Origin of the sequence: Rhizobium sp. G21 (genome assembly GCF_014158035.1) — a bacterium.
In the GTDB taxonomy this organism is placed as follows: Bacteria; Pseudomonadota; Alphaproteobacteria; order Rhizobiales; family Rhizobiaceae; genus Rhizobium_E.
The window spans coordinates 317,946-344,848 of the sequence record NZ_JACFXW010000001.1 but is presented as its reverse complement, the minus strand read 5'-3'; the positions used below and the strand labels follow the sequence as shown (position 1 = coordinate 344,848).

The following is a 26,903-nucleotide window of genomic DNA, read 5'->3' as shown; positions in this document are numbered from 1 at the left end:
GCGCGCTTTACAGTCGTCCGGCGATTTCGCCCATCAGCGTGATCACCGTCTGCTTGCGATCGAGATTGTAGGCGTCCGACGCGCCGATCTGTTCGTCCATCGTCGCCTTCAATTGCGAGAGATCGAATGCTCTCGCGACGTCGCCCTGAAGGGCCGCGGCGCGGGCCCGGCCTGACACTTCCATGCCCAATTGGTCGATGAAGAATTCGTAGAGGATGTCGCCGTCCTTCTGGGCCACCACATCGGCGATCTTGTGGATGGCGCGGCGGCGCGCCGGGCCTTCTTGCCCCAAAGCAGCCCTCATCGCGTCCAGCACGTCGAGACCGCCGTAATTCGACAGCTTGATGGCCTGCGAGACCGAGCCGCCCGCCAGCGCCAGCAGCCGGTCCCTCACGTGCTCCGGCGCCGATAACCCGAGATGAGCCAAGGCCGAAACAAGATCGTCGTCGCCGAGAGGCCTCAGGCTCACCGCGAGGCATCGCGATCGGATGGTGGGCAGGAGCTTGCCCGGCGCATGTGAGAGCACCAGGAACATCGACCGCTTCGGCGGCTCCTCGAGCATCTTCAGGATGGCGTTGGCGGCGCTGCGGTTGAGGTCGTCGGCGGGATCGACGATCACGATGCGCCAATTGCCGGTGCCCGAGGTCTGTGAAAAGAACTTCCCCGCGCGGCGCACCTCATCGACGGTGATCGCGGTCTTGGCCTTGCCCGTCTTGGCGTCGACCGGCCGCGTGAGATGCAGGAGATTATGCGACGCGCCCTGGGCGATCTGGCGGAACATCGGATGCCCCGGATCGGGATCGGACATCTGCGTCGGCGCGGCGAGAGGATCGGGATGAGCGAGGATATGGTTGGCGAAACGAAAGGCGAGCGTCGCCTTGCCCACCCCTTCCGGCCCTTCGAGCAGCAGCGCGTGATGTCCTTTGCCGCTCGCATAGGATTCGGCCAGGAATATCTGCGCCTCGGCATGGCCGAACAGCCGGGTGTTTTCCTGCGGGGCGATCGCCCCGTCGAGCAGAGTGGAGGGAGCCGCGCTCACGCTTCGCCGGTCTCCCGCACCCGGTGCGAGTGGATCGGCAACAGGCTCTCGACGATCTCGAAGATCCGGTTGTGCACGGCTTCCGGCGGCCAGGCGGCGTCGACGACGCGACACCGTAGAGGTTCGCGGTCCGCGATGTCGAGAAAGGCCTCGCGGCGCTTCTCGTGGGTGGACACTTCTTCCTTCTCGAAACGATCGGGGGCAGCGGCGGCGTTTTCGCCGCCGGCCCGCACCTTTGCCCTGCGCAGGCCCTCCGAGGCGGGCAGATCGAGAATCAGAGTGCAATCCGGCATCACGCCGTTGATCGCCACTCGTTCGAGATTGTCCATGAACTCGGCTTCGAGATTGCCCGTGACGCCTTGATAAACGCGAGACGAATCGATGAAGCGGTCGCAGAGCACCACCGCGCCGCTGGTCAGCGCAGGCCGGATCACTTCCTCGACATGATCGTTGCGGGCCGCGGCGAACAGTATCGCCTCCAGACGCGCGCCATGGGATTCCGCTGCGCCCGAGAGCAGCACATGCCGGACGGCTTCGGCGCCGGGGAGCCGCCGGGTTCGCGCGTCACCAGCACATCCAGTCCCATGCGTCTGAGACGATCGGCGAGAAGCCGGATCTGGGTGCTCTTGCCGGCGCCCTCCCCGCCTTCGAACGTCACGAACAAACCTTGTCTTGCGGCCACGCGCGGGCTCCATTCTTGCCTTGCATGCTCATAACCAAGCCGGCGGCATCCGTCAAAGCCAGAAGAACATCAGTTCCTTCAAACCATCCCAGGCTCGCGACGACAAGGATCCGGCGCCGACCGGCGCCGAAGCGTAGACAGGCCTTTCGAGGATCTTCCGCTCTCCCAATCTGAGTTCCATCGCCCCGATCTTCTGCCCCTCGGACACCGGCGCCGTCAGCGGCCAGGTGTAGAGGATGCGCGCCCGGACCTTGTCTTCGGCGTCGACCGGAACGAAGATATCCACGTTCCTGTCGGCCTTGAGCGGCACTCGAGCCTTGTCGCCGCCGTAAACGGGCGCTTCGGCCACCGTTTCATCTTCGCGAAACACCGTCCGCCGCGCGAAATTGGTGAAGCCCCAGTCGAGAATGCGGCGCGTCTCCTCGAGGCGCTCCTTCTCCGAGGTCAGCCCGCTCATCGCCAGATAAAGCCGCGTCCCGTTGCGCGCCGTCGTCGCCACCACGCCGTAGCCTGCGCCTTCGGCGAATCCGAGCGCCATGCCGTCCAATCCGATTCCCATCTTGATCACCCGGTTCCGCTGCCGGATCTTGTTCCACTCGAAATCCTCCTCGCCATAGAGACCTTTCCGATCGGGATAGGCGGAGCGGATGTGCAGGGCGAGTTTCGCGAGATCGCGGATCGACGTCTTGTTGCCGGGATTGGGCAGACCGTTTGAATTGGCGAGCGTCGTGGCGGTCAGGCCGAGTTCCTTGGCCCGCGCCGTCAGCTTTTCGGCGAAGGCGGCGTCGGAGCCCGCAAGCCCCTCGCCCAGAATGATGCAGGCGTCGTTGGCGGCATGGACGATCACGCCGCGCAGCAGATCCATGACGCTGATCTCCGAATTCAGCGCCGCAAACATCGTGGAGGTCCGCGACAGGGCTCCGCCGGTTCTCCAGGCGTATTCGGAGACTTTGTAGCGATCCTCCGGCTTGATGCGCCCTTCCTTCAACTCCCGGAAAACATATTCGGCGGTGAGCAGTTTGGCGAGCGAGGCGGGCGGAATGACCGCATCCGCCTGTCGCTCGAACAGGACGGTGCCGGTGCTCTCCTCGATCAGCAGGATTTCCTTCGCCTTCGTCTCCAGCGGCGCCGCCTGGACGACGCCGAAACCGGTGATCGAAAAACGATCGCAGCGAACAGAAATAGCAAGACTGGCATGACGATCCGGATCTGTGTTGCGCGCCTCACCCTACGCGAATTGGCTGTGGCGCCAAGGGGCCGACGCCAGGATTGGAAACGACCGGGGCGATTGCAAAGGGGTCGTTCAGTTGCGGCGCTCGACCGATTTGCGGATCGCCTCGGCGTTCAGCCCGCCCTTGCCGACCAGCACGGCGTCGAAGGGTGCGGCCTGCGCCGTCTCGACGCGCATTTCCGCATAGGCCGACAAAGTGCCCAGGCTCTGCCCGGTATATTGCGGCCTCTCGACCGGAACGGGGCCGAAATCAGGCAGTTGCACCATCGTCTCGAATTCGGAGAGATCGCCGGCCCAGGCCGGCGTCGCGGCGGGTTCGACATAGGCCACCGAAGCGACCCGCGTCACGGCCGGTTTCGGAACGACGGGCGCCGCCCGCACGACCTGGCTTGGCGTAAACGTCGCGTCGTTGGAGGCCACCATCACGCCCGTGGCGATCTGGCCGCCGGGATTGCGGCGGATACGTTCGCCCTTCGGGATGTAGGAAGCCATCAGGAAAGCCTGGTCGCGACCATCCAGCCGAGCCCTGCCGACATACTGCACCTGCACCTTGGCGGTGCCGTGGTGACGCATGTCCAGCATGTCGGCGGCCTTGTCGGAAATGTCGATGATTCTGCCCGGATGATAAGGGCCGCGATCATTGACCCGGACGATCAGGGACGAACCAGTCTGGAGATTGGTGACGCGAGCATAGCTCGGCAGCGGAAATGTCGGATGCGCGGCGGAGAGCGAATACTGGTCGTAGATCTCGCCATTGGCGGTCAGCCGACCATGAAAGGCCGAGCCGTACCATGACGCCAGTCCCACCTTGTTGTAGGACTTGTCTTCCTTGGGCTGATACCACTTGCCCTTGACCTTGTAGGGCTTGCCGACCATTTCGCGACCGCCGCCCTTGGGGGATGCTTGCCCTTGTAGACTCGGGGGCTGGCTTTGACGCCATATTCGCTTTCGGCGAAATATTCCTTGCCGTGCGACCGCTTCTTGCCGACCGTCTTGGTGGTTCCGCAGGACGCAACGCACAGGCAGAGAACCGCCAGCGCCGTCCATTTTCCCGCTCCAGCCCAAGGCGCGCCGCGCCGCTCAGTCTTTACCGCCATATGCTATCTGCGCCCCGCGCCGCCAGATTCATTTCGTTTCAGAACGCTTCCCGCCGTCTCCGGCGATCGAATGCGCTTCTGTTAACTACGGTTGGTAAAAACATGCCAACATCCAGGCGGAATTGCGAACGGAATTGGGATGCAGGGCGGGAAATTGCTCGTTATGGTAAATGCGAGGTTAACGAAGCCCAATGCGGACTAATGCGGCCCCCCACCCATGTTGACGCCGCCCGCGAAGCTGCTAAAAGGGCAGCCGAAGCGGATGGGTGTCCGAGCGGTTTAAGGAACCGGTCTTGAAAACCGGCGTGCGGGAAACCGTACCGTGGGTTCGAATCCCACCCCATCCGCCAGAACACTCCTGTCTGGAACGCAATCCCGATCAGTCTTGCCGATCGATCAACATCCTTTCGTTGACGACATCGTATTTTCGGATGTCGGCGATCATCTTTTCGCCCCAGCGTTTTATGAAATCGGCTGTGTCGCGCGCCGCTAGATGGCCCGACAGCGACGGCTGGTCGCGCCAGAGTTCGACGACGCAGAAGCCCGCGACGTCTCCGTCGTGAACTTCCGCGGAGAAGAATAGATTGCCCGGCCGCCCGCGGGCCGCTGAGGCCAAGCTGTCGAGATCGGCGGCGAAGGCCGTTGCATCTCCGTCCATTAGGCGGACGGTTCCGGTCACCATCAACATATTGCTGTCCTTCCGTAAGGGCGGCCGCACCGCGCTGCGAATGTAGAGGGGATCATTCGACGGTCAGAACGATCTTGCCCTGGATGCCGCCTTTTTCGGCGCGCTCATGAGCCCGTGACGCGTCGGCGAGCGGGAACAGGCTGTCGATCACGACGCGGACCGTTCCGTCCTGCAGCAGGCGGCCGGCCTCGGCCAATTGACCGCCATGCGAGCGCACTTGCGTCGTGGATACGGTGATTCCGGCCTTCTCCGCGTCATCGGCCCCATCGAAGCCGAGCGGATAGACGGGCATCAGCATGCCGCCGCGTTTGAGGATCGGGATGAAGCGGCCGCTGCCTGCGCCGCCCACCGTGTCGAGGACGATATCGACGTCGCCCGCCAGACGATCGAGCGACGATGTGGCGTAGTCGATGAATTCGTCGGCGCGCAGATCCTGCATGAGACGTTCATGTCGTCCCGAGGCGACGGCGACGATGCGCGCGCCCCTCCATTTCGCCAGTTGCACGGCGAGATGTCCCACGCCTCCTCCCGCGCCGTTGATCAGCACCGTCTTGCCGTCGAGTTCCGGGGGCTGTGCGGGAAATCCTGGAACGGGTTGGCTTCGCGATGGCCGAGATCGATGAGAAACTGCCAGGCCGTCAGCAACGACATGGGAGCGGCCGCGGCGTGAACATGATCGATGTTGGCGGGCTTATGGGCGAAATCCGTTGCCGGCGCGCTCACGAACTGGGCATAGGCGGCGCCGCCCGAAAAGGCGCTGGCCGGAAAGCGAACCATCGCATGAACGAGATCGCCGACCGCGAAAGCGGTGACGTCCTCGGCGACTGCCGCCACCTCGCCCGAGACATCCGAACCGGGAATGAGCGGAAATGTCGGATTGGGGCGCCATTCCGGCGGCAGCGCGCCGTAGCCGTCGCGCAGATACCAGTCCGGCGGGTTCAGGCCGACCGCATGGACCCGCACGAGGATCTCGCCGGCGGCGAGTGCGGGCAGCGGCGCGTCTTCGTAGCGCAGCGCATTGGGTCCGCCGAAAGCGTGCAGCCTGACGGCCTTCATCGTCGTGATCGTCATCTCTATCTCCATCGGATCTTGCTGATGGCTTCCATATGGCTGATCGCGCCGCGCTTGATAATGAAGGCCGAATTCGCTTTACTCTTTCCATGATGGAACAAATATCGCTCGATCGCCTCACCGGTCTGGTCGCCTTTGCGCGCGTCGCCTCGCTGGGCAGCTTCACCGCCGCGGCCCGCTCGCTGTCGGTGTCCGCTTCCGCCGTCAGCAAGAGCGTTCAGCGGCTCGAGACCACGCTGGGCGTCACCCTGCTGACGCGGACCACCCGCGCCCTGACGCTGACGCCGGAGGGCCGCGATCTGCACGAGCGGGCGTTGGTTTTGTTGCGCGCCGTCGACGAGATCGAGCAATCGGTGATCCAGGCGCGCGCGGAGCCCTCGGGCGTCCTGAAGGTCGCTGCGTCCTTGCCGATCGGCATCCACGTTCTCGCGCCGTCCCTGCCATCCTTTCGGCGGCGCTTTCCACGAGTGCAGGTCGATCTCAGACTGAGCGACCGGTTCGTCGATCTCGTCGAGGATGGAATCGACATCGCGGTCCGGCTCGGGGATCTCCCCGATTCCCGGCTTTTGTCACGCCGGTTGACGCCCCATGTGCTCGGCTGCTTCGCCTCGCCCGCCTATCTGGCCGAACGCGGCGTCCCCGGCCACCCGGACGACGTCCACTCCCACGACACCGTGTCCCTCCGGTTTCAGAGCAGCGGCCAGCTGTTCCGCTGGCCGTTCCGGATCGGCGAGCGAGACATCGACATGGCGCCGCCGTCCGCCATCGTCGTCGACGCCAGTGAAGCGCTGATCGCGGCGCTGGTTGCGGGAGGCGGCATCGGCGTCTGCGCATCTTTCGCCGCGGCGCCGCATGTCGCCCGTGGCGAACTCGTGCCGGTGCTCGAGGCGTTTTCGGTCAGCCGGGACACGATCACGGCGGTCTGGCCGCAAAGCCGGCGATCCAATCCGGCGGTCAGGGCTTTCCTCGCTCATCTGCAACGGTTTTCATCCGCTCTCATGGCTTCCCCTCCCGCGAAAATATAGCGCCGATTTTTGATACAACTCAAAAATCGTCGGCGCAAATCAGCTAGGTTGAGATCAGACAGGGGCATGCGCCGTTCTCCTCCCGCGGCGTCTGTGGGGCTGTCGGACGCGACCGGGCGGCGGACACCGGTCGCGTCCCATTTTTCGCCAGTCGCGGTCCGCATCGCAAACCCAGGCTTTGCCCATGATGTCTCTGTTTTTGACATGCGCGAGCGCCGGTGTGGCCGCTTTGTTCCTGGTTTCCCCACGCCGTCGCCGACAAGGGACAGGAAGAACTTCGCTACGTCCATGATCTCGCGCTCGGCATCGGCGGCGCCTATCGATGCGGCTATGATCTGGACATGCTGGCGGTGCGGCGGGCGATCGACGAGCAGATGTGGGACCTTACGGCCGAGGCGCGCCGTCGGTTTCGCCTCAAGCTGGCGCGCATCACAGCGCCCGACGCCCAACCGGACGGCCAGACATGCGCGCAGCGGCGCCTGATCGCCGAGCGGCTCGGCGTGTTAGGACATTGACGATCCACAAATTTACTATGTTTTCACTTGACAAGCGCGCGGGTATTGTAATTCGCGCCGTTTGGTCGGCATTATTCATGGGCGGGTTGGCGCAGGCATTGTCCCTTTTGTTTGCCAGCCAAACCCTCATGGCGACCCGGCAGCGTCCTTTCCACGCGGATTTGTGGGAAGGGCGCCGCCGGCCTCCGGACGGCGATCCGGACGCCTCGGGCGCAATGGCCGAAAATTTCCGACCTTATTGACCGCGCAGCCGTTGCGCTTTCGGCATGACCTCCTACATCGGGGCGTGCGTTTGCGCAGTCGCGCCGCTCTCAAACGCCTGCGCCTCCGGCGCGCCAACCTGTCAGGACCTTTCCATGGCTTCCTTGTCTTCCTTCCCGATCACCGCAAAATGGCCCCCGGCCGATCCCTCTGTGATCCAACTCTATTCGCTGCCCACGCCGAACGGCGTCAAAGTATCGATCGCCCTCGAAGAACTCGGCCTGGCTTACGAGCCGCACAAGGTCGACTTTTCCAGCAACGCCCAGAAGAGCCCGGAATTCGTGTCGCTCAATCCCAATGGACGCATCCCGGCGCTGATCGATCCCGATGGTCCGGACGGCCAGCCGATCGGCCTGTTCGAATCCGGCGCGATCCTGATCTATCTGGCGGAAAAGACCGGCAGGTTGCTGCCCAAGGACCCGGCGGCGCGGTATGAGACGCTGTGCTGGGTGATGTTCCAGATGGGCGGGGTCGGGCCGATGTTCGGCCAGTTCGGCCATTTCTACAAATTCGCCGCCGACAAGGTCGCCAACAATTCCTATCCTATGGAGCGCTATCGCGACGAGGCCAAGCGGCTGATGAGCGTGCTCGATGCGCGGCTGCAGGATCGTCAGTTCATCATGGGCGACGACTACACGATCGCGGACATCACCACCTTCCCCTGGATCTGGTGCGCCGACTTCTATTATGGCGGCAAGGACGTCCTGGAAATGGACAGCTTCCCGGCGATGATGGCCTGGTACGAGCGCTGCATGGCGCGCCCCGCCAGCCAGAAGGGCCTAAAGATTCCCGCCTGACAGGCTGCAAATCGGCGCGTCTGGGTCGCCGCGCCGAAAATCTCGGCCCGACATACGAAAAAACCCGGGATGCGCGCCGCATCCCGGGTTTTTGTTTTGTCGAGCGCTTGAAGGCTTACTGCTGGGTCGCGGCCTTCTGGGCGTCTTCCAGCTTCTTGCGGGCTTCCTCGGCCTTCTTCTGCATTTCTTCCTGCAGCTTGCGCTGGGTTTCCTGCAGCTTGGACTGTTCCATGGCCGGGCCGTCGAACACGCCGGTGAAACCCGACAGCGTCATCTTGATCGGGTTGGGCGCGCGCTGGAAGTTCACCGAGGTGAACACCACTTCATTGCCCTTCTTGAGGCTGGCGATGACGGCGTCGGTCAGCGGCATTTCGGCGATGCAGAGATCGGGCATGCAGATGCCGTAATCGAGCTTCTGGCCTTTGCCGCCGTCGATCTGCATCAACACGCCCGGGGGATGAGACGCGCGGGCGGAACCGAGACCTGCATGAACTTGCGGTTCACTTTGCCCGACACGGTCACCAACGCCACCGCGGTGATCAGCTGTCCGGTATTGGCCGCGATGATGTTGCGGACCGAACAAACATCCGAGTCGCCCTGCTTGTCGCACACCTTGAACCAGCCTTGCGGCGTCGCCTGCTGCGCCGACGCCGTCATCGGGGTCGCGATCAGCGTCGTTGCGAAAGTAGCGCCTGCGATCAGCGCGCCGACAACGGATTTGAACTTGGATGTCATTTTGCTTTCCCGTCTCTTGGAAGATCTCCTCGGCGGCAACGCGGGCCGCTTGAGCCGCGCCCCTCCTGCCGACCAAATGAGGCGAATGCATGACCCGCCCCGCATGGGCTCCTGTTACATCGGCCAATCGCAGATATCCAGTATTTCTTGCTATGCGGCAGGTGAATATTTTCACGTTGCGGCTCATTCGTTGAAGTCGCGCGTCACAATTTGTACTGTCTGGCGTGATTCATCCGGCGCCGCCCGTCGACGCAAAGGAACAAGTCGTGTTCAAGACGCTTCTCATCGCTCTCCTCTCGCTCATGCCGCTCGCGGCCGCGGCGCAGCCCCTGCATGGCGTCGCCATGCATGGCGCACCGGCGCTGCCGGCAGATTACGCCCATTTTCCCTACGCCAATCCGGACGCCCCCAAGGGCGGCAAGCTCACCTTCGGCGTCGTCGGCACGTTCAACAATCTCAATTCCTTCATCCTCAAAGGCAAGCGCACCACCGCGCGGGGCATGTGGGATCCGGAGCTCGGCAATCTGGTGGTCGAATCGCTGATGGCGCGGTCTCGCGACGAGCCCTTCACCATGTATGGCTTGCTGGCCGAAACGGTGGAGATGGACGAGGAGAGAACCTTCATTCAGTTCAATCTCAATCCGAAGGCGCATTGGTCGGACGGCCGGCCCGTTACGCCCGAGGACGTGATGTTCACTTTCGAACTGCTGCGGGACAAGGGACGCCCGCCTTTCTCGACCCGCCTGAAACTTGTCGAGAAGATGGAGAAGATCGGCGACCGCTCCGTGCGTTTCAGCTTCAAGCCCGAGGCGGATCGCGAATTTCCTCTCTTGCTGGCGTTGTCGCCGGTGCTGCCCAGGCACGCCACAAAGGTGGAGGGCTTCGACCAGACCACGCTGACGCCGCAACTGGGCTCGGGCCCCTATCTTGTCAAGGATATCCGGCCGGGCGAACGCATCGTCTACAAGCGCGACCCGAACTATTGGGGAAGGGATATTCCCGCCAAGATCGGCTTCGACAATTTCGACGAGATCTCCATCGAATATTATCTGCAGGAAAACACTCTCTTCGAAGCCTTCAAGAAGGGCCTGATCGACGTCTATAGCGAGGGCTCGCCGAAGAACTGGGACCTGGCCTACAATTTTCCCGCCGTTCAGCGCGGAGACGTGATCAAGGAAGTCTTCCAGCCGCGCCTGCCCGCCAATACGCTGGCGATGACCTTCAACACGCGCAGGCCCGTTTTCGCCGATCTCCGGGTGAGAAAGGCGCTTACCCTCGCCTTCGATTTCGAATGGCTCAATCGCAGTCTGTTCGAGAAAGCCTATCGCCGGACGGAGAGCTTCTGGCAAAATTCCGACCTGTCCAGCCTTGGTGTACCCGCCAGCCCGCGCGAACTCGACCTGCTCGGGCCTGCAAGCGCCAAGGTGGAGCCCTCGCTGCTGGACGGATCCTTCCGCCTGCCCGTATCCGACGGATCGGGGCGCGATCGAAAGGTTCTCAAACAGGCCTTCGCGCTTCTGAAGGAAGCCGGCTATCATATCGATGGCGGCAGGATGATAGGTCCCGACGGCAGGCCGTTCGCCTTCGAGATTCTGTCGCAGAGCCTCGATCAGGAGCGTATCGCCATCGCCTATCAGCGCACGCTCAGCGCTCTCGGCATCGCGGTCACCATCCGCACGGTGGAGGATGCGCAGTATCAGGAGCGCACGCAGCGCTTCGATTTCGACATGATTTTCCGCACTTATGCCGCAACGCTGTCGCCGGGGCTGGAACAGGAAACCCGCTGGGCCTCGGCCTCTCGCGACATTCAGGGATCGGACAATGCCGCCGGCGCGGGTGACCCGGATATCGATCGGATGATCGGCGTCATCCTCGCCGCCCGCACCGACGAAGGATTCAAGGCCGCCGTCCGCGCTTTCGACCGGCTGCTGCTGTCACAATATTACGCCATCCCACTCTTCCATTCGCCGGAACAGCGGGTGGCGCGCTGGAAACACATCGATCACCCAGCGACGCTGTCTCTCTACGGCGTCCAGTTCTCCACCTGGTGGGACGAAAGAGCTCGGAAATGACCAAAACGACCGTGAAAATCGACATCATCTCGGATGTCGTCTGCCCCTGGTGCTATCTCGGACAGGCGCGGCTGGCGCTGGCGCTTGACCGCGTCAAGGATGTGCTGACTGCGACGATCGCCTGGAAACCTTATCAACTCGAGCCGAACGCGCCGGCCGAGGGCTTGGATACTTTCGATTACCTCGCCCGCAAGATCGGCGGCGCCGAAGCTGTCAAACGGGGCCATCAGATGCTGACACAGTTGGGCGATGAGATCGGCCTGCCTTTCGCGTTTGAAAAGGCCAGGATTTTTCCGAACACGCTGGACGCGCACAGGCTTATCCATTGGGCGGCAGCCTCCGGAGAGACGGTGCAGAACGCAGTGTCGAAGGCGCTGTTCACCGCCAACTTCGTCGAGGGCGAGAATGTCGGGGATCACGCCGTGCTGCTCGACATTGCCGAGAAGTCGGGCATGGACCGAGGCGCGACAGCGGAGAAGCTGGCCTCCTATATCGATGTCGACACGGTGAAGGACGAAATCGCCGCCGCCCAACGCATGGGAGTCTCCGGCGTGCCCTGCTTCGTGATCGATGACCAGTATGTGGTGACCGGCGCGCAAAGCGTCGAGGTGTTTGAAAACGCCTTCCGCCAGTTGGCGTCGATGAAGACGTGACATGGAAAAGGGCGCGGCCACGTGACTGCGCCCTCGCCGTCGATCAGATAAATATCAGACCTGGCGGTCCTTGGCTCCGTCCGACCAGAGCGTCGGGCCGTTCTGTTCGATGATCTGCGTCGCCTTGCGGAAGGTGATCTCGAGCACGTCGCTTTCGCTGCTGAACAGGTCGGCGCGCACGAAATTGCGCGTCAACGTCTCGCCATTCACCACTTTTTCGATCCGGCCGGCCAGGCGATATTGCGCGCCTTCCTTGCGCGGCGTCGCGACAACGCGGCAATCGTGAATGGTCTGGGCGGTTTCCTTCTGGCCGGCCGGTTCGCCGGCGGCGGAGGAAGAAAACAGGCTTTTGATTTTATCGAGAAATCCGGTCATGGTGGCGATGTAGCACAGCCTCCGGCGAGGGGGAAGCCGAAATGCGGAACCGCAAGACAAGCCGCGGAGGGCATATCATGATCCTGTTATGGGTGATCGTCGCGCTCGCAGCGGCTGCCGGCATCGTCTATGCCCTCGGGCCCCGCGAGCCCGCCGATCTGACCGTCACGTTCAACGCCGACGAAATCGGCGCCGATCTCGACGATTGGCTCGCGGCGCGAGAAGCGCGTTATGCCGACATCCGGGCCGGTCTCGCCAAACAGATCGTCTGGCTGAACGGCTTCGAGGGGCAGGAAACGCCCGTCTCGCTCGTCTATATTCACGGTTTTTCGGCGTCGGCCGGCGAGATGCGGCCCGTGCCGGACGATCTTTCGAAGCGTCTCGGCGCAAACCTCTTCCTGACGCGCCTCGCCGGACACGGCCGCGCCGATCGCGACGCCATGGCCGAACCGAGCTTGCAGGACTGGCTCAATGATACGGCGGAGGCCCTGGCGATCGGCGAGCGTCTGGGGCGCAAGGTGGTGATCATGGCGACCTCGACCGGCGCGTCGCTGGTGACCATCCTGCTCGCACGCCCCGATATTCGGGAGAGGATGGCCGCAGTCGTATTCGTCTCGCCCAATTACGGCGTACAGGCGGCTGGCGCATTTCTTCTCGAGGGACCCTGGGCGCGACGACTGGCGTATATGGTTCTCGGTCCGCGGCGGGGCTTCGAGCCGGCAACGCCGGGTCATGCCGCAAGTTGGACCTCGGATTATCCGACGGCCGCGCTGCTGCCCATGGCCGAAAGCGTCAAACAGGCCCGAGCCGTCGATCTCAGCGAGATCGCCACGCCGGCGCTCTTTCTGGTCTCGCCGGACGATCGCGTCATCCGTCCACATCTCGTGCGCGACGCTCAGGCGCGTTGGGGCGGGCCGAGCGCGCTGATCGAGATCCAGGCCGTCGGGGATCCCTATTTGCACGTGCTCGCCGGCGACGCTCTCTCGCCCGCCACCAACGGCGTGGTGACGGACGTCATCGCCGCCTGGGTAGAAAAGACGCTCGCCCTGCCTTCGCCGCAGACGAAACAAGCGAATCGCTTATAAACTGAGCGCTGAAGCACCTTCATCCGAAAGGACGCCGTATGCGGATACCTGTTCTCCTGGCATCGCTCCTCGCGCTCGCAGCGCCTTCGATCGTCGCGGCTGGTCAGATGGCGGACCTCGCCAAACAGGCCGAGGATGAACTCGCCAAACCCGAGGGCGGCCGCCCCGCCTTCGAGAAGATGCGCTCCGCCATGGCTGCGGCCCAGGCGAAGATCCCGTTCGATATCCGCAAGGCGTTTTTCGTCAACGAGAAGCCGCTGATGTTCGGGGCCTACAAGCGCGTCAAGACGAATGAGTTTTCCGTCGGGGCCACCCTGATCTCCTATGTCGAGCCGATCGGGCTGGCATGGAAGAACTCCGATGACGGCAGGGTGCAGGCTCGATTTACGGTCGATTTCGAATTGCGCAGCCCGGAGGGCGAACTGCTCGCCGAGCAGAAATCGTTCGGCAATTTCTCGATCACCTCGGTCGAGCCCTTGTTCGAGATTTTCACTCCGCTGACGCTGGACGTATCCCAGGCGCCGGCCGGTGCCTATGTGCTGAAATACACCTTCACCGACCTCGCCTCCGGCAACAAGACCGATGTCGAGCAGCGTTTCACCTTGAAGTGATCAGAGCTCGACGATCCTGCCGCCGTCGATTGTGACGCGACGATCCATGCGCGACGCCAGTTCGTGGTTATGCGTGGCGATCAGCGCCGACAGGCCGGATTGCCGGACGAGGGCCTCCAGCGCGTCGAAGACATAGGATGCGGTGTGCGGGTCGAGATTGCCCGTCGGCTCGTCGGCGAGCAGCACCAGCGGCGCATTGGCCACCGCGCGCGCGATGGCGACGCGCTGCTGTTCGCCGCCGGAGAGTTCAGCCGGACGGTGGGTCGCGCGATGGCCGATGCGCATATAGTCGAGCAATTGCCCTGCCCTTTCGGCCGCCTCTCTGGGCGCGAGGCCGCCGATCATCTGCGGCATCATCACATTTTCGAGCGCGGAAAACTCCGGCAGCAGATGGTGAAACTGATAGACGAAGCCGATGTCGGAGCGCCTGATATCGGTGCGCTCGGCGTCGGAAAGATTGCCGCAGGACCGGCCGTTGACGATGACCTCGCCGCCGTCGGGTCGCTCCAGCAGGCCTGCGAGATGCAGCAGCGTCGACTTTCCGGTGCCCGACGGGGCGACCAGACCGATCATTTCGCCGGGACGCATCACGAAATCGGCGTCTCTCAGAATGTCGAGCCGCGTCTCTTCTTCCCCGTAATGGCGCGAAACGGCGGCGAGCTTGAGTATTTCGGTCATATCTGGCCTTATTCGTAGCGCAACGCCTGAACGGGATCGATCTTCGACGCCCTCCAGGCCGGGAAGATGGTGGCGAGGAACGACAGGGTCAGCGCCATGATCATGACCGAGATCGTCTCACTGACATTCATTTCCGCCGGCAACTGGCTGAGGAAATAAAGCTCGGGATTGAAGACGTCGGTGCCGGCGATCCAGGAGAAGAACTCCTTGATCCGCTCGATGTTGAAACAGACGAGACTGCCGAGCACGAAGCCGGCGAATGTGCCGGTCACGCCGATCGCAGCACCGGTCATGAAGAAGATCCGCATCACCGCGCCCGATGTCGCGCCCATGGTGCGCAGGATGGCGATGTCGCTGCCCTTGTCCTTCACCAGCATGATCAGGCCAGAGATGATGTTGAGCGCCGCGACCAGCACGATCAGCGTCAAGATCATGAACATCACGTTGCGTTCGACATTCAGCGCCGAAAAGAAGGTGCGGTTGCGGTCGCGCCAGTCGGTCAGGAAAATCTGCCGGCCGGCGGCGTCCTCGACCTTCGGAATCAGATCGTCGATCTTGTCCGGGTGATCGACGAAGACCTCGATGGATTTGGCGATGCCGTCGGCGTTGAAATAGAGCTGCGCTTCGTCGAACGGCATGAAGACGATGGAACCGTCATATTCCGACATGCCGATCTCGAAGACCGCGTCGACCCGATAGCTTTTGACGCGCGGGCTGACGCCGAGCGGCGTCACATCGCCTTCGGGCGAAATCAGCGTGATCTGGTCGCCCACCTGCAATCCCAGCTGCGTCGCCAGCCGACTGCCGATCGCAACGCCCTGCCCCGCCGCGAAGCCGACGAGGTCTCCGGCCTTGATGTTGTCCGAAACCATCTTCAATTTGGTCAGATCGTCGGCGCGCACGCCGCGCACGATGGTTCCGGTGCCCGCTCCGCCCTTGCCCGACGCGAGCGTCTGACCGTCGATGAACGGAATGGCGAATTTGACGCCGGGGAGCTTGGACACATTGGCGGTGATCTCGGCGTAATTGTCGAGCGGCCCGTCGGCCGCCTCGATCACCATATGACCGTTGATGCCGAGGATGCGGGTGATCAGCTCGGTGCGGAAGCCGTTCATCACCGCCATGACGATGATGAGCGCCGCCACGCCGAGCATGATGCCGACGAAGGAGAAGCCGGCGATCACCGAGATGAACGCCTCCTTGCGGCGCGGGCGCAGATAGCGCCACGCCACCAGGCGCTCATAGGCTGAGAAAGGCCGCGAAGACGCTCGCGAGCTCGCGCCATCCTGAGCGCCCGTTCTGTCGGTCATGTCGTCCCCGTTCAGTTGCCCGAAGTCAGCTTGTTGATCGCTGCCTCGATGGTCATGGTTTCCCGCGCGCCGGTCTTGCGATCCTTGATCTCGACTTCGCCGGCGGCGACGCCGCGCGGACCGGCGATGATCTGCGTCGGCACGCCGATGAGGTCGGCGGTCGCGAATTTCGCGCCGGCCCGGTCGTCGGTGTCGTCGTAGATCACATCGAAGCCGGCCCTGGTCAGAGCAGCGTAGATGCCTTCGGAAGCGGTGTCGCAGGCCGCATCGCCCGCCTTCATGTTGATCACCGCCACGTCGAAGGGCGCCACCGACTTCGGCCAGATGATTCCCGCCTCGTCATGGGAGGCTTCGATGATGGCCGGAACAAGGCGCGTCGGGCCGATGCCGTAGGAGCCCATATGGACATTGTGCTGCTTGCCGTCCGGACCCTGGACGGTGGCGTTCATGCTATCGGAATACTTGGTGCCGAAATAGAAGATATGGCCCACTTCGATGCCGCGGGCCGACAGGCGCTCGCCTTCCGGAATGGCGTCGAAGGCGGCTTCGTCATGCATTTCCGAGGTCGCCGCGTAGCGCGAGGTCCACTTGTCGAAAATCGCCTTGAGACCGTCGACGCTGTCGAAATCGGTGTCCTCGGCCGGAATGTCGAAATCGACGAAATCCTTGTGGCAATACACCTCGGATTCGCCCGTGTCGGCGAGGATGATGAATTCATGGCTGTGATTGCCGCCGATCGGGCCGGTGTCGGCGCGCATGGGGATTGCGCGCAGGCCGAGACGATCAAAGGTCCGAAGATAGGCGGCGAACATCTTGTTGTAGGAATGAATGGCGCCGTCGCGGTCCAGATCGAAGGAATAGGCGTCCTTCATCAGGAATTCGCGCGAGCGCATGGTGCCGAAGCGCGGACGCACTTCGTCACGGAACTTCAGCTGGATGTGATAGAGATTGAGCGGCAGGTCCTTGTAGGACTTCACATAAGAGCGGAAGATCTCGGTGATCATTTCCTCGTTGGTCGGACCATAGAGCATCTGGCGGTCCTGACGGTCCTTGATGCGCAGCATCTCCTTGCCATAGGCGTCGTAGCGGCCGCTCTCCTGCCAGAGCTCGGCCGACTGAAGGGTCGGCATCAATAGCTCGATGGCGCCGGCGCGCGGTTCTGCTCTTCGCGGATGATCCTGTTGACCTTGTCCAGCACCCGCTTGCCCAGCGGCAGCCAGCTGTAGATGCCCTGGCTCTGCTGACGGATCATGCCGGCCCGCAGCATCAGGCGGTGGGAAACGATTTCCGCTTCCTTGGGATTTTCCTTGAGGATGGGCAGGAAGTAACGGCTAAGGCGCATGGTGTGATCCGGAATTTCGGCGACCCTGATCGGAATCGCGGCAAAGACAGCAATTTTCCGCTGTTTCTTTAGCCAGTTCGCAGCAAGAAAGAAACCCGGAGCCGGAGAATTCCCCTCTGAAAGCCATGTCTGCGAAAGGGGGAAAGCGCACGGCCTCTACAGGGCCGCCTCCTGGCGCCCGGTGCGTCAATGCAGCGCGCGCCAGGTTGCGCGGCCAAAAATTCGACTCATTGCGACAAGATTATGACCCTCACGCTACGGAAGCCGTTATTTTCCTGTCAACGTATTTTTTTTCGACGCTTGTCGCATTTTTGAAAAAAGGTGATGACAACGATTAATCTTTGGGCTAGTTTCCGGTCATAAAAGAGGCAAGGGGATCAAATCCTTGCCAAACTTCGCGGTTAAGTCTTGGGAGGATGGGATCTGAGGCGCGTTAACCCGCTGCCCCCTTAATTGGGTTGAAGATCACGCGAAACTACCTAAAAACAAGGCGTTAAGCCTTGTTTTTTTTTTTGCTGCGCTACGGCTGCTTCTCGTTTTCGGACATGCTTTCGGTGTTTCGACGACGGCGGAAGACAGCCTTGAAATAAATATGACTAATTTTGCGGCGAAATGGCCTTCTTCGCGCCGTCGATCGCGCGGCTTGGACGCCAATGGGCCACGCGGCGCAAAAGTCCCAGATAGGAAACCCGACGCTTATATTCGGGATGTGTCAGAATGGCGCAGCAGCCGTAAAATCAGCGGATCCGACCGGAAAGCGTGAGGCGTCCTGGCGAAGCATCATTTACGAGCCAAGGCCGGGCAGAGTCCCGTCACGCAACGTCAACCGACGTTGCGTCATGCTGCTCAATGGAAGTCGGGAACGATGCGAGGGATCGACAGGGCGTTCAGTCCATAGACCCGCGTGGCGATGAACCAGCAGGCATAGATGATCGCGGCCAGCGCCGTGGTGCCGACGAATACCCGGAACGGACGGAACTTGGCCGGCGCGCTCGAGATCGTGCCGTTGATCACGGTCTTTTCATCGGCCTGTGTCCTCAGTCCGATCGGCAGCACGATGAACAGCGTGATCCACCAGCAGATAAAGTATTCGGCGATAATTGAAACGATGTTCATGGCCGTCTCCCAGCACGCGGCCGCCGCCGAGAAGGCGACGGACCGAGGTCACAGATCGATTGAATGGGGCGAATGACGCCCCTTAGCCTTATTGTATCCGCGTGACGAAGACGGTCACAATGGGTTTTTTGCCCCAGACCTGATTTGCCGCAGCCCGGACCGAGCGACGGACCGCCTCCTTGACCATGTCGAGATCCTTGCGCTTGACGCGCGGAATGCTCTCCACGGCGCCGAGCACGGCGTCATAGAGAATGTCTTCCATCTCGTCGCCCGCCTCGTCGAAAGCCGGCAAGCCGAAAGCGGAGACGTCGGGATCGTCGATGAAGTCGTAGCGACCGTCGAGCAGCACATTGACCGCGACATGGCCGACATAAGAGAGCTTGCGGCGATCGCCGATGCCCATCTCGTCGAAATCGCCGATCAGATTGCCGTCCTTGAAGATGCGGCCGAACGGCGCTTCGTCGATAATTTCCGCCGGTCCCGGAGCGAGCCTCAAGATGCCGCCATTGCGGACTTCGGCGACTTCCGGGATGCCGCATTGGCGACCGAGATCGGCATGGGCGCGCAGATGCGCCGCCTCGCCATGCACCGGCACCAGGATCTGCGGCTTCACCCAGTCATACATCTGCTTGAGTTCGCTGCGACGTGGATGGCCTGAGACATGTACGAGGCCGTCGGCGTCGGTGAGCACGATCATACCCTGATCGATGAGCGCATTCTTGATGTCGAGAATGGCTTTCTCGTTTCCGGGAATGGCGCGCGAGGAGAAGACGAATGTGTCTCCCTTGGTGAAGCCGATATTGCGCATCTCGTCGCGGGCGATCTTGGCGAGAGCCGCCCTCGCCTCGCCCTGGCTGCCGGTGAGGATCACCACGGCGTTCTGGCGCGGCAGATAGCCGAATTCGTCTTCGGCCACGAAAGGCTTGATGTCGTCGAGCATGTGCAGTTGCTTGGCGACGTCCGTTACCCGCCGCATGGAGGAACCCAGCAGCAAGACCTCGCGCCCGGCCTTCTCGGCGGCCATGGCGATCGACTTGATGCGACCGACATTCGACGAGAAGGTGGTGATCGCCACCCGGCCTTCCGCCTTGGTGATGATCTCTTCCAGGCCGCGCGACACGTCGAGTTCGGAGGGAGACACGCCTTCGCGCTGGGCGTTGGTCGAATCGCAGATCAGCGCCAGGACCCCCTCCTCGCCGATTTCGCGGAAACGCGCGTCGTCGGTGGGCTTGCCGAGCGACGGCTCGGGGTCGATCTTCCAGTCGCCGGTATGCACGACATTGCCGAGCGGCGTGCGGATGATCAGCGACATTGCTTCCGGAATGGAGTGCGCCACGTTGACCGGCTCGACCGTAAACGGACCGACGGTGATCTGCCGGCCCGGCAACAGCATCTGCACGGGGATGCGATCGGCTTTGTCGTAGTCGCCCTTGGCTTCGAGCAGGCCTTCCGTGAAGGGCGACACATAGAGCGGCGCCTTGAGGCGCGGCCAGAGATCGCGAACGGCGCCGTAGTGGTCTTCATGGGCATGCGTGATGAAGATCGCTTTCAGATTCTGCTTCTCTTCCTCGATGAAGCGGATATCGGGCAGGATCAGTTCGGCGCCCGGCAGATCGGGACCGGCGAAAGACACGCCGCAATCGACCATGATCCATTGGCGTTTGTGCCGCGGTCCATAGCCGTAAAGCGCCAGGTTCATCCCGATTTCGCCCACGCCGCCCAGCGGCAGGAACACAAGTTCATCCTTGTCGGCCATCGTCACTCACAGTCTTTCATCATGAAAAGAAAACATCGCCCGAGGCGATACGAAGAACGGCGCCATCCGCCGTCTTGAGATGCAAATATCCGTCGAGATCTATAGCGGAAAAAACGCCGGAAATCGACCGGTCAGGAAGGTTCACCGTAATAGCCGCCCCCAGACCCGCCAGCCGCTCTTTCCAGGCTTCCACCACGCTCGCCACGCCCCGTCCCGCGTCCCATTCGGACAGCACGAGCGCCATCTCCTCGAACAGATGCGCGAAGAGATCGTCGGCGGAGGTCGACACACCGGCCTCGGCCAGCGTCATGGCCGGATAGAGGGGATTTTCGGGTTTATGGGTAACATTGACGCCACAGCCGATCACCACGGCGCGGCGGCCATCCGCCAGCTGCTCGGCCTCGATGAGAATTCCGGAGATCTTTGCGCCATCGATCAGCAGATCGTTCGGCCATTTGATCCGCAGCCTGTCGTCGAGCCACGGACCGACCGAAGCGACGGCGCGATGAAGGGCCAACGCCACCGCGATCGGCAGCGAGCCAAGCGCATTCGGCGCGGCAGGATCGGTAAGCAGCAGAGAGGCATAGAGGTTGCCCGGCTCGGAAATCCAAGTGCGACCGCGACGGCCGCGGCCGCTCAGCTGACGGCGCGCCGTAAGCCAAAGCGGGCCCGGATCTCCTGCCCGCGCCCGCTCCAGACATAAGGTATTGGTGGATCCGACATCGCCCAGCGCTTCATGACGAAACCGGGCGATGGCGGACTTGTTGCTGGCCACCATCAAAACAGCGCGGCCGCTGCCGCTTCCGCCGCGGCCCCGATCGGGCCGCCGACGACGATGTAGCAGATCACCAGCAGGCCCGACAGGCCATAGACCAACTTGAGGGCGCCGGGCGCGCGGGCCATTTCAGCCGCCGGCGCATCGAACCACATCACCTTGACGATGCGGAGATAATAATAGGCGCCCACCACCGAAGCCAGAACGCCGATCACCGACAGCCAGTAGAGGCCCGCCTTGATCGCCGCCAGGAACACGAAATATTTAGCGAAGAAGCCGGCCAGCGGCGGAATGCCCGCCAGCGAGAACATCAGCGCTGTCAGGACGAACGCCATGAAAGGGCTGGTGCTCGAAAGGCCCGAGAGATCGGAGATGTTTTCCAGCGCCTTGCCGTCCTTTGACCGCATCGCCATGATGATCGCAAAGGCGCCGAGCGTCATGACGACGTAGATGGCCATATAGAGGACGATGCCGGTGACGCCTTCCTGAGAGCCGGCCGCGAGGCCCACCAGCGCGTAGCCCATGTGACCGATCGACGAATAGGCCATCAGGCGCTTAATGTTGCTCTGGCCGATCGCGGCGAAGGAGCCGAGTAGCATCGAAGCGATGGAGATGAAGACGATGATCTGCTGCCAATCGGCGATCAACGGCTGGAAGGCGTCCATCACGACGCGGATGAACACCGCCATGGCCGCCACCTTCGGCGCGCCGGCGAAGAAGGCGGTGACCGGTGTCGGCGCGCCTTCATAGACGTCGGGCGTCCACATATGGAACGGAACGGCCGAGATTTTGAACGCGACGCCGGCCAGCACGAAGACCAAGCCGAACACCAGGCCGATCGACCGGGTCTCGGCGGTGAGCGCCTGGGTGATCTCGGTGAACCCGGTATGGCCGGTGAAGCCGTAGACCAGCGACATGCCGTAGAGCATCATGCCCGACGACAGGGCGCCGAGAACGAAATATTTCAGGCCGGCTTCCGTCGAACGGGCGGAATCACGATTGAGGGCGGCGACGACATAAAGCGCCAGCGACTGCAGCTCGAGCGCCATATAGACGGTGATCAGGTCGTTGGCCGAGATCATGATGGTCATGCCGAGCGTCGCCAGCACCACCAGGATCGGGAATTCGAACTTGTCGATATTCTCGAGCTTCGCCTGGCCGGCCGACATGAACAGAGCCACGGCGGAGGCGACGAGCGCCAAGGTCTTCATGAAGCGGGTGAAGCCGTCGGCGACGAAGACGCCGCCAAAGGCTCCGCCTTCAGCCGGATGCAGCACCACGGTCGCGGCCGCGCCGAGCAGCAGCAGCACGCTGAGGTAAGTCACGGTCTTCGCGGACTTTTCGCCCGCGAAAACGCCGATCATCAGGAGAACCAGCGCGCCGATCGCCAGGATCAACTCCGGCGTCGTGATGGTCAGACTTGCGAGAAGGGTTTCAGCCGTCATTGGGGCAAGGTCCTGTGATCAGTTGGCCGCGGCGGCAACGCTGTGCGCTGCCTCCAGAGCCGCAGAGTAATTGTTGACGAGAAGCTCGACCGAGGCGGCCGTGGCGTCGAACACCGGCGCGGGATAGACGCCGAAGAAGATGGTCAGCACGATCATCGGATAGAGGATCAGCTGTTCGCGCGGCGACAGGTCGAGAAGCTTCTTGAGGCTTTCCTTCTCGAGCGCGCCCCAAACGACCCGACGATAGAGCCAGAGGGCATAGGCTGCCGACAGGATGACGCCGGTGGTGGCGAAGAGCGCGACCCAGGTGTTGGCGCGGAAGGCGCCGAGCAGGGTCAGGAATTCGCCGACGAAGCCGGACGTGCCGGGCAGACCGACATTGGCCATGGTGAACACCATGAAGGCCACCGCATATTTCGGCATGTTGTTGACCAGGCCGCCATAGGCGTCGATGTCGCGGGTGTGCATGCGGTCATAGACCACGCCGACGCAGAGGAACAGCGCGCCGGAGACGATGCCGTGGCTGAGCATCTGGAAGATCGCGCCCTGCACACCCTGGGTGTTGGCCGCGAAGATGCCCATGGTCACGTAACCCATGTGGGCGACCGACGAATAGGCGATCAGCTTCTTGATATCTTCCTGCATCATCGCCACCAGCGAGGTGTAGATGATGGCGATGACCGACAGCGCGAAAACGAAGGGCGCGAAATAGTCGGACGCCAGCGGGAACATCGGCAGCGAGAAACGGAGGAAGCCGTAACCGCCGAGCTTCAGCATGACGCCGGCCAGAATGACCGAACCCGCCGTCGGCGCCTGAACGTGCGCGTCGGGCAGCCAGGTGTGAACCGGCCACATCGGCATCTTCACCGCGAACGACGCGAAGAAGGCAAGCCACAACCAGGTCTGCATATTGGCCGGGAACTTGTGGCCTGCGAGAACCGTGATGTCCGTCGTGCCGGCGTCCCAATACATCGCCATGATGGCGAGCAGCATCAGCACCGAACCGAGCAGCGTGTAGAGGAAGAACTTGTAGGACGCATAGACGCGATCCTTGCCGCCCCAGACGCCGATGATGATGAACATCGGGATCAGCACGCCTTCGAAGAAGACGTAGAAGAGCACGATGTCGAGCGCCACGAACACGCCGATCATCAGCGTTTCGAGCAGCAGGAAGGCGATCATGTATTCCTTGATGCGCTTCTCCACCGAATACCAGCTGGCCAGGATGCAGAAAGGCACGAGGAAGGTCGACAGGATCACGAACAGCATCGAGATGCCGTCGACGCCGACATGGTAGGAAATGCCGGTGTTCAACCAGTTCATCTTCTCGACGAACTGGTAGCCGGGGTTGGAATTGTCGAAACCCGTCCAGATGAACAGAGAGACGACGAACGTCACGACCGAGGTGGCGAGCGAGATGAGCAGCACGTTGCGCCGCCCCGCCTCGCTGTCGCCCCTCATCAGCAGCAACAGCACCACGCCGACCAGAGGCAGGAAGGTGACCAGGGAGAGAATGGGCCAACCGGACATTAGAACGAACTCCCGAGCATCATCCAGGTTATCAGAGCGGCAATGCCGATCAGCATCACGAAGGCGTATTGATAAAGGAAACCGGTCTGCAGGCGAACGACGCGGCCGGTGACATCCACCACGCGGGCGGCGATGCCGTTGGGCCCGAAGCCGTCGATGACGGTTCCGTCGCCCTGCTTCCACAGGAAGCGGCCGAGCCACTTGGACGAACGCACGAACAGTAGGTCGTAGAGCTCGTCGAAGTACCACTTGTTCAGCAGGAACTTGTAGAGACCGTCATGCTGCTGGGCGAGGTAGGACGGCATCCAGGGCGCGCGGATATACATGATCCAGGCCACGATGAAGCCGAGCGCCATGGCGATGAACGAGCTCCACTTCACCAGCAGCGGCACATGGTGGAAGTGTTCGAGCACTTCGTTGCCGGGAGCCGTGAACAGCGCGCCCTTCCAGAATTCGGCATAGGCTTCGCCGAAGAAGTGGTCGTGGAAGATCACGCCGGCCAGCACCGCGCCGATGGCGAGGAGATAGAGCGGGATCAGCATCACGTTCGGCGATTCATGCACATGGTGCATGACGTCGTGCGAGGCGCGCGGCTTGCCGAAGAAAGTCATGAAGATCAGGCGCCACGAATAGAAGCTCGTGAAGCAGGCGGCGATGACCAGCAGCGTGAAGGCCCAACCGGACAGCGGGCTGTGCGCGGCAAACGTCGCCTCGATGATCGAGTCCTTCGAGAAGAAGCCTGCGAAGCCGATCGGGGTGCCGGGGATGCCGACGCCGGTGATGGCCAGCGTGCCGATCATCATCATCCAGAAGGTGCGCGGAATATGCGTGCGCAGTCCGCCCATGTAGCGCATGTCCTGCTCGTCGGAGACGGCATGGATGACCGAACCTGCGCAGAGGAACAGCAGCGCCTTGAAGAAGGCGTGCGTGAACAGGTGGAACACGGCCGCGCCATAGGCGCCGACGCCGAGGGCTACGAACATATAGCCGAGCTGCGAACAGGTCGAGTATGCGATGACGCGCTTGATGTCGTTCTGCACCAAGCCTACCGAGGCCGCGAAGAAGGCGGTGATCGAGCCGACCAGCGTCACGATCATCAGCGCGGTGTGCGACAGTTCGAACAGCGGCGACATGCGGGCGACGAGGAAGACGCCGGCGGTGACCATGGTCGCGGCATGGATGAGCGCCGACACCGGCGTCGGGCCTTCCATGGCGTCCGGCAGCCAGGTGTGCAGCAGGAACTGGGCGGACTTGCCCATTGCGCCCATGAACAGCAGCAGGCAGATGGCGGTCAGCGCGCTGGCTTTGTCGAGATGCATGCCCAGGAAGTTGAGCACCGTGTCGCCGGCGACGGCGGCGTGTTCGCCGGTCGCGGCGGCGGCGCCTTCAGCGGCATGTTCGGCGGCGGCCGGCAGATAGGTGGCGGCGGCGGCGAAGATCGAGTCGAAGTTGATCGAGCCGAACAGCACGAAGATCCCGAAGATGCCGAGCGCGAAGCCGAAGTCGCCGACGCGGTTGACGATGAACGCCTTCATCGCCGCGGCGCTGGCCGAGGGCTTCTTATACCAGAAACCAATCAGCAGATAGGATGCGAGACCCACGCCTTCCCAGCCGAAGAACATCTGCAGCAGGTTGTCGGACGTCACCAGCATCAGCATGGCGAAGGTGAACAGAGACAGATAGGCGAAGAAGCGCGGCCGATGCGGATCGTGATGCATGTAGCCGATCGAATAGAGATGGACGAGGCAGGACACCGAGTTCACGACCACGAACATCACGGCGGTCAGCGTGTCGATCCGGAACGCCCATTCGACATCGACGCCGCCGGACTGGATCCAGCGCAGCACCGGAACGATGGTCTGCGTCTCGCCGAGCGCGACGTCGAAGAAGACGATCCATGACAGGGCCGCCACGATCATCATGAGGCCGGTGGTCACATATTCCGACGCCTTGGCGCCGATCACAGGTCCCCCAGACCCGCGATCAGCGATCCCAACAGCGGAAGGAAGACAATGAGTTTGTAGATGATCATAGCCTTCTCAGCCCTTCATCATGTTGACGTCTTCGACCGCGATCGTGCCCCGGTTACGATAGAAGACGACGAGAATTGCGAGACCGATGGCGGCTTCCGCTGCCGCGACGGTCAGAATGAACAATGCGAAAACCTGACCGGTGATGTCGTTCAGGAAGGTGGAAAACGCCACCATGTTGATGTTGACCGCGAGCAGGATCAATTCGACCGACATCAGGATGATGATGACGTTCTTGCGGTTCAGGAAGATGCCGAACACGCCGAGCATGAACAGGATGGCGCTGACGGTGAGGTAATGACCGATGGTGATTTCCATGTTTCTTTCCTTCCCCTACCCTCAGATGCCCTGGCCCGGCTTCGGGCTGACCACGGAGATTGCGGTTTCCGGCTTGCGCGCCACCTGACGCGAAATGTCCTGGCGCTTGATGTCCGTGCGATGCTTCAAGGTCAGCACGATGGCGCCGATCATCGCGACCAGCAGCACGAGGCCGGCGAGCTGGAAGTAGAAGACGTAATGGGTGTAGAGCACGTCGCCGATCGCCGCGGTGTTCTGGCGTTCCGTCACCGCCGGAATCGGCATCGACACATTCTTGGCGACTTCCGGAGAAAACACGCTGCCGCCGATCACGATGATCAGTTCGGCCGCGAGGATCAGGCCGATCAACACGCCCACCGGCGCATATTCCAGCGCGCTGGCTCTCAGCTTGGTGAAATCGATGTCGAGCATCATCACCACGAACAGGAAGAGAACCGCGACCGCGCCGACATAGACGACCAGCAGAAGCATGGCCAGATATTCGGCGCCGGTCAGCAGGAACAGACCCGCCGCGTTGACGAATGTCAAAATCAGAAACAGAACCGAATGAACCGGGTTTTTAGCCCAGATGACCATGAATGCCGACGCCACAGCGACGAAGGCGAACAGATAGAAAAACAGAGCCTGCAGACCCATTTTGGCGCCTTTTTCTTCCCCGGAGCGTGA

The 26,903-nt window shown here is 62.2% G+C and carries 22 protein-coding genes, 1 tRNA gene and 5 pseudogenes; 9 read left to right on the top strand and 19 right to left on the bottom strand.

Annotated elements, in window-relative coordinates:
* Positions 1–7: 7 nt before the first annotated feature.
* From H2O14_RS01825 to H2O14_RS01805, 4 genes and pseudogenes are all read right to left on the bottom strand, one after another.
* Positions 8–1,039, bottom strand: coding sequence for a DNA polymerase III subunit delta' (locus tag H2O14_RS01825; RefSeq protein ID WP_182826287.1), 1,032 nt, complete (start codon positions 1,037–1,039; stop codon positions 8–10).
* Positions 1,036–1,721, bottom strand: a pseudogene (tmk, locus tag H2O14_RS01820) (dTMP kinase). The gene H2O14_RS01825 and the pseudogene tmk overlap by 4 nt, the downstream one beginning before the upstream one ends.
* 52 nt (positions 1,722–1,773) lie before the next feature.
* Positions 1,774–2,877, bottom strand: a complete 1,104-nt coding sequence (locus H2O14_RS01815) for a D-alanyl-D-alanine carboxypeptidase family protein (RefSeq protein ID WP_409526937.1) — start codon at positions 2,875–2,877, stop codon at positions 1,774–1,776.
* Between the two features lie 147 nt (positions 2,878–3,024).
* Positions 3,025–4,049, bottom strand: a pseudogene (locus H2O14_RS01805) (septal ring lytic transglycosylase RlpA family protein).
* Positions 4,050–4,309: 260 nt separating this feature from the next.
* Here H2O14_RS01805 and H2O14_RS01800 point away from each other — a divergent pair.
* A tRNA-Ser gene (locus tag H2O14_RS01800) sits at positions 4,310–4,399 on the top strand.
* 29 nt (positions 4,400–4,428) lie between these two features.
* Here H2O14_RS01800 and H2O14_RS01795 read toward each other — a convergent pair.
* The gene (locus H2O14_RS01795) at positions 4,429–4,737 is read right to left on the bottom strand and encodes a putative quinol monooxygenase (RefSeq protein ID WP_182826284.1); all 309 of its coding nucleotides are present in this window, start codon (positions 4,735–4,737) and stop codon (positions 4,429–4,431) included.
* Positions 4,738–4,789: 52 nt separating this feature from the next.
* A pseudogene (locus tag H2O14_RS01790) lies at positions 4,790–5,808 on the bottom strand (NADP-dependent oxidoreductase).
* Positions 5,809–5,897: 89 nt separating this feature from the next.
* Here H2O14_RS01790 and H2O14_RS01785 point away from each other — a divergent pair.
* The 4 genes from H2O14_RS01785 to H2O14_RS01770 all read left to right on the top strand — a co-directional run bounded on the left by H2O14_RS01785 (position 5,898) and on the right by H2O14_RS01770 (position 8,406).
* Positions 5,898–6,833, top strand: a complete 936-nt coding sequence (locus H2O14_RS01785; RefSeq protein WP_182826283.1) for a LysR family transcriptional regulator — start codon at positions 5,898–5,900, stop codon at positions 6,831–6,833.
* Positions 6,834–7,051: 218 nt separating this feature from the next.
* A complete protein-coding gene (locus tag H2O14_RS01780; RefSeq protein ID WP_182826282.1) occupies positions 7,052–7,348 on the top strand; it encodes a hypothetical protein in 297 nt (98 codons plus the stop codon).
* Positions 7,345–7,590, top strand: coding sequence for a hypothetical protein (locus H2O14_RS01775; RefSeq protein ID WP_182826281.1), 246 nt, complete (start codon positions 7,345–7,347; stop codon positions 7,588–7,590). Before H2O14_RS01780 ends, H2O14_RS01775 begins: the two co-directional genes overlap by 4 nt.
* A gap of 114 nt (positions 7,591–7,704) precedes the next feature.
* Positions 7,705–8,406: a glutathione binding-like protein gene (locus H2O14_RS01770; RefSeq protein ID WP_182826280.1), complete on the top strand. Its 702-nt coding sequence runs from the start codon at positions 7,705–7,707 to the stop codon at positions 8,404–8,406.
* A gap of 115 nt (positions 8,407–8,521) precedes the next feature.
* Here H2O14_RS01770 and H2O14_RS01765 read toward each other — a convergent pair.
* Positions 8,522–9,141: pseudogene (locus H2O14_RS01765) on the bottom strand (invasion associated locus B family protein).
* Positions 9,142–9,407: 266 nt separating this feature from the next.
* Between H2O14_RS01765 and H2O14_RS01760 the strand changes: the two are divergent.
* Positions 9,408–11,213, top strand: coding sequence for an extracellular solute-binding protein (locus H2O14_RS01760; RefSeq protein ID WP_182826279.1), 1,806 nt, complete (start codon positions 9,408–9,410; stop codon positions 11,211–11,213).
* A complete protein-coding gene (locus tag H2O14_RS01755) occupies positions 11,210–11,866 on the top strand; it encodes a DsbA family oxidoreductase (protein WP_182826278.1) in 657 nt (218 codons plus the stop codon). The genes H2O14_RS01760 and H2O14_RS01755 overlap by 4 nt, the downstream gene beginning before the upstream one ends.
* 54 nt (positions 11,867–11,920) lie before the next feature.
* Here the strand turns inward: H2O14_RS01755 and H2O14_RS01750 are convergent, their stop codons facing one another.
* On the bottom strand, positions 11,921–12,241 hold the full coding sequence (locus tag H2O14_RS01750; RefSeq protein ID WP_182826277.1) for an HlyU family transcriptional regulator: 321 nt from the start codon (positions 12,239–12,241) through the stop codon (positions 11,921–11,923).
* 77 nt (positions 12,242–12,318) lie between these two features.
* Here H2O14_RS01750 and H2O14_RS01745 point away from each other — a divergent pair, with 77 nt between their 5' ends.
* Complete coding sequence (locus tag H2O14_RS01745; protein ID WP_182826276.1) at positions 12,319–13,326, top strand: carboxylesterase; 1,008 nt, start codon at positions 12,319–12,321, stop codon at positions 13,324–13,326.
* A 38-nt stretch (positions 13,327–13,364) separates the two neighbouring features.
* Positions 13,365–13,937, top strand: a complete 573-nt coding sequence (locus tag H2O14_RS01740) for a hypothetical protein (protein ID WP_182826275.1) — start codon at positions 13,365–13,367, stop codon at positions 13,935–13,937.
* Here H2O14_RS01740 and H2O14_RS01735 read toward each other — a convergent pair whose 3' ends face one another.
* The 11 genes and pseudogenes from H2O14_RS01735 to H2O14_RS01685 all read right to left on the bottom strand — a co-directional run bounded on the left by H2O14_RS01735 (position 13,938) and on the right by H2O14_RS01685 (position 26,873).
* Positions 13,938–14,615, bottom strand: a complete 678-nt coding sequence (locus H2O14_RS01735) for an ABC transporter ATP-binding protein (RefSeq protein ID WP_182826274.1) — start codon at positions 14,613–14,615, stop codon at positions 13,938–13,940.
* Positions 14,616–14,623: 8 nt separating this feature from the next.
* Positions 14,624–15,925: a lipoprotein-releasing ABC transporter permease subunit gene (locus tag H2O14_RS01730; protein ID WP_182826273.1), complete on the bottom strand. Its 1,302-nt coding sequence runs from the start codon at positions 15,923–15,925 to the stop codon at positions 14,624–14,626.
* Between the two features lie 11 nt (positions 15,926–15,936).
* Positions 15,937–17,267 (bottom strand): annotated as a pseudogene (gene proS, locus H2O14_RS01725) (proline--tRNA ligase).
* 846 nt (positions 17,268–18,113) lie between these two features.
* Positions 18,114–18,383 (bottom strand): DUF1467 family protein, encoded by a 270-nt coding sequence (locus H2O14_RS01720; RefSeq protein ID WP_182826272.1) that lies wholly within the window; start codon positions 18,381–18,383, stop codon positions 18,114–18,116.
* 88 nt (positions 18,384–18,471) lie between these two features.
* On the bottom strand, positions 18,472–20,139 hold the full coding sequence (locus H2O14_RS01715; protein WP_182829245.1) for a ribonuclease J: 1,668 nt from the start codon (positions 20,137–20,139) through the stop codon (positions 18,472–18,474).
* 19 nt (positions 20,140–20,158) lie between these two features.
* Complete coding sequence (locus tag H2O14_RS01710) at positions 20,159–20,917, bottom strand: biotin--[acetyl-CoA-carboxylase] ligase (protein ID WP_182826271.1); 759 nt, start codon at positions 20,915–20,917, stop codon at positions 20,159–20,161.
* The gene (nuoN, locus tag H2O14_RS01705) at positions 20,917–22,359 is read right to left on the bottom strand and encodes an NADH-quinone oxidoreductase subunit NuoN (protein WP_182826270.1); all 1,443 of its coding nucleotides are present in this window, start codon (positions 22,357–22,359) and stop codon (positions 20,917–20,919) included. The genes H2O14_RS01710 and nuoN overlap by 1 nt, the downstream gene beginning before the upstream one ends.
* A gap of 18 nt (positions 22,360–22,377) precedes the next feature.
* Positions 22,378–23,889: an NADH-quinone oxidoreductase subunit M gene (locus tag H2O14_RS01700; RefSeq protein ID WP_182826269.1), complete on the bottom strand. Its 1,512-nt coding sequence runs from the start codon at positions 23,887–23,889 to the stop codon at positions 22,378–22,380.
* The gene (gene nuoL / locus H2O14_RS01695; RefSeq protein ID WP_409526894.1) at positions 23,889–25,853 is read right to left on the bottom strand and encodes an NADH-quinone oxidoreductase subunit L; all 1,965 of its coding nucleotides are present in this window, start codon (positions 25,851–25,853) and stop codon (positions 23,889–23,891) included. The genes H2O14_RS01700 and nuoL overlap by 1 nt, the downstream gene beginning before the upstream one ends.
* A gap of 75 nt (positions 25,854–25,928) precedes the next feature.
* A complete protein-coding gene (nuoK, locus tag H2O14_RS01690; RefSeq protein ID WP_137153656.1) occupies positions 25,929–26,237 on the bottom strand; it encodes an NADH-quinone oxidoreductase subunit NuoK in 309 nt (102 codons plus the stop codon).
* A gap of 21 nt (positions 26,238–26,258) precedes the next feature.
* A complete protein-coding gene (locus tag H2O14_RS01685; protein WP_182826268.1) occupies positions 26,259–26,873 on the bottom strand; it encodes an NADH-quinone oxidoreductase subunit J in 615 nt (204 codons plus the stop codon).
* Positions 26,874–26,903: the final 30 nt, after the last annotated feature.

Coding starts and splice junctions, on each gene's coding strand:
- H2O14_RS01745 (WP_182826276.1), top strand. CDS start 12,319: ATGATCCTGTTATGGGTGATCGTCGCGCTCGCAGCGGCTGCCGGCATC.
- H2O14_RS01730 (WP_182826273.1), bottom strand. CDS start 15,925: ATGACCGACAGAACGGGCGCTCAGGATGGCGCGAGCTCGCGAGCGTCT.
- H2O14_RS01735 (WP_182826274.1), bottom strand. CDS start 14,615: ATGACCGAAATACTCAAGCTCGCCGCCGTTTCGCGCCATTACGGGGAA.
- H2O14_RS01795 (WP_182826284.1), bottom strand. CDS start 4,737: ATGTTGATGGTGACCGGAACCGTCCGCCTAATGGACGGAGATGCAACG.
- H2O14_RS01710 (WP_182826271.1), bottom strand. CDS start 20,917: ATGGTGGCCAGCAACAAGTCCGCCATCGCCCGGTTTCGTCATGAAGCG.
- H2O14_RS01755 (WP_182826278.1), top strand. CDS start 11,210: ATGACCAAAACGACCGTGAAAATCGACATCATCTCGGATGTCGTCTGC.
- nuoK (WP_137153656.1), bottom strand. CDS start 26,237: ATGGAAATCACCATCGGTCATTACCTCACCGTCAGCGCCATCCTGTTC.
- H2O14_RS01740 (WP_182826275.1), top strand. CDS start 13,365: ATGCGGATACCTGTTCTCCTGGCATCGCTCCTCGCGCTCGCAGCGCCT.
- H2O14_RS01720 (WP_182826272.1), bottom strand. CDS start 18,383: ATGAACATCGTTTCAATTATCGCCGAATACTTTATCTGCTGGTGGATC.
- nuoN (WP_182826270.1), bottom strand. CDS start 22,359: ATGACGGCTGAAACCCTTCTCGCAAGTCTGACCATCACGACGCCGGAG.
- H2O14_RS01685 (WP_182826268.1), bottom strand. CDS start 26,873: ATGGGTCTGCAGGCTCTGTTTTTCTATCTGTTCGCCTTCGTCGCTGTG.
- H2O14_RS01770 (WP_182826280.1), top strand. CDS start 7,705: ATGGCTTCCTTGTCTTCCTTCCCGATCACCGCAAAATGGCCCCCGGCC.
- H2O14_RS01715 (WP_182829245.1), bottom strand. CDS start 20,139: ATGGCCGACAAGGATGAACTTGTGTTCCTGCCGCTGGGCGGCGTGGGC.
- H2O14_RS01700 (WP_182826269.1), bottom strand. CDS start 23,889: ATGTCCGGTTGGCCCATTCTCTCCCTGGTCACCTTCCTGCCTCTGGTC.
- H2O14_RS01750 (WP_182826277.1), bottom strand. CDS start 12,241: ATGACCGGATTTCTCGATAAAATCAAAAGCCTGTTTTCTTCCTCCGCC.
- H2O14_RS01785 (WP_182826283.1), top strand. CDS start 5,898: ATGATGGAACAAATATCGCTCGATCGCCTCACCGGTCTGGTCGCCTTT.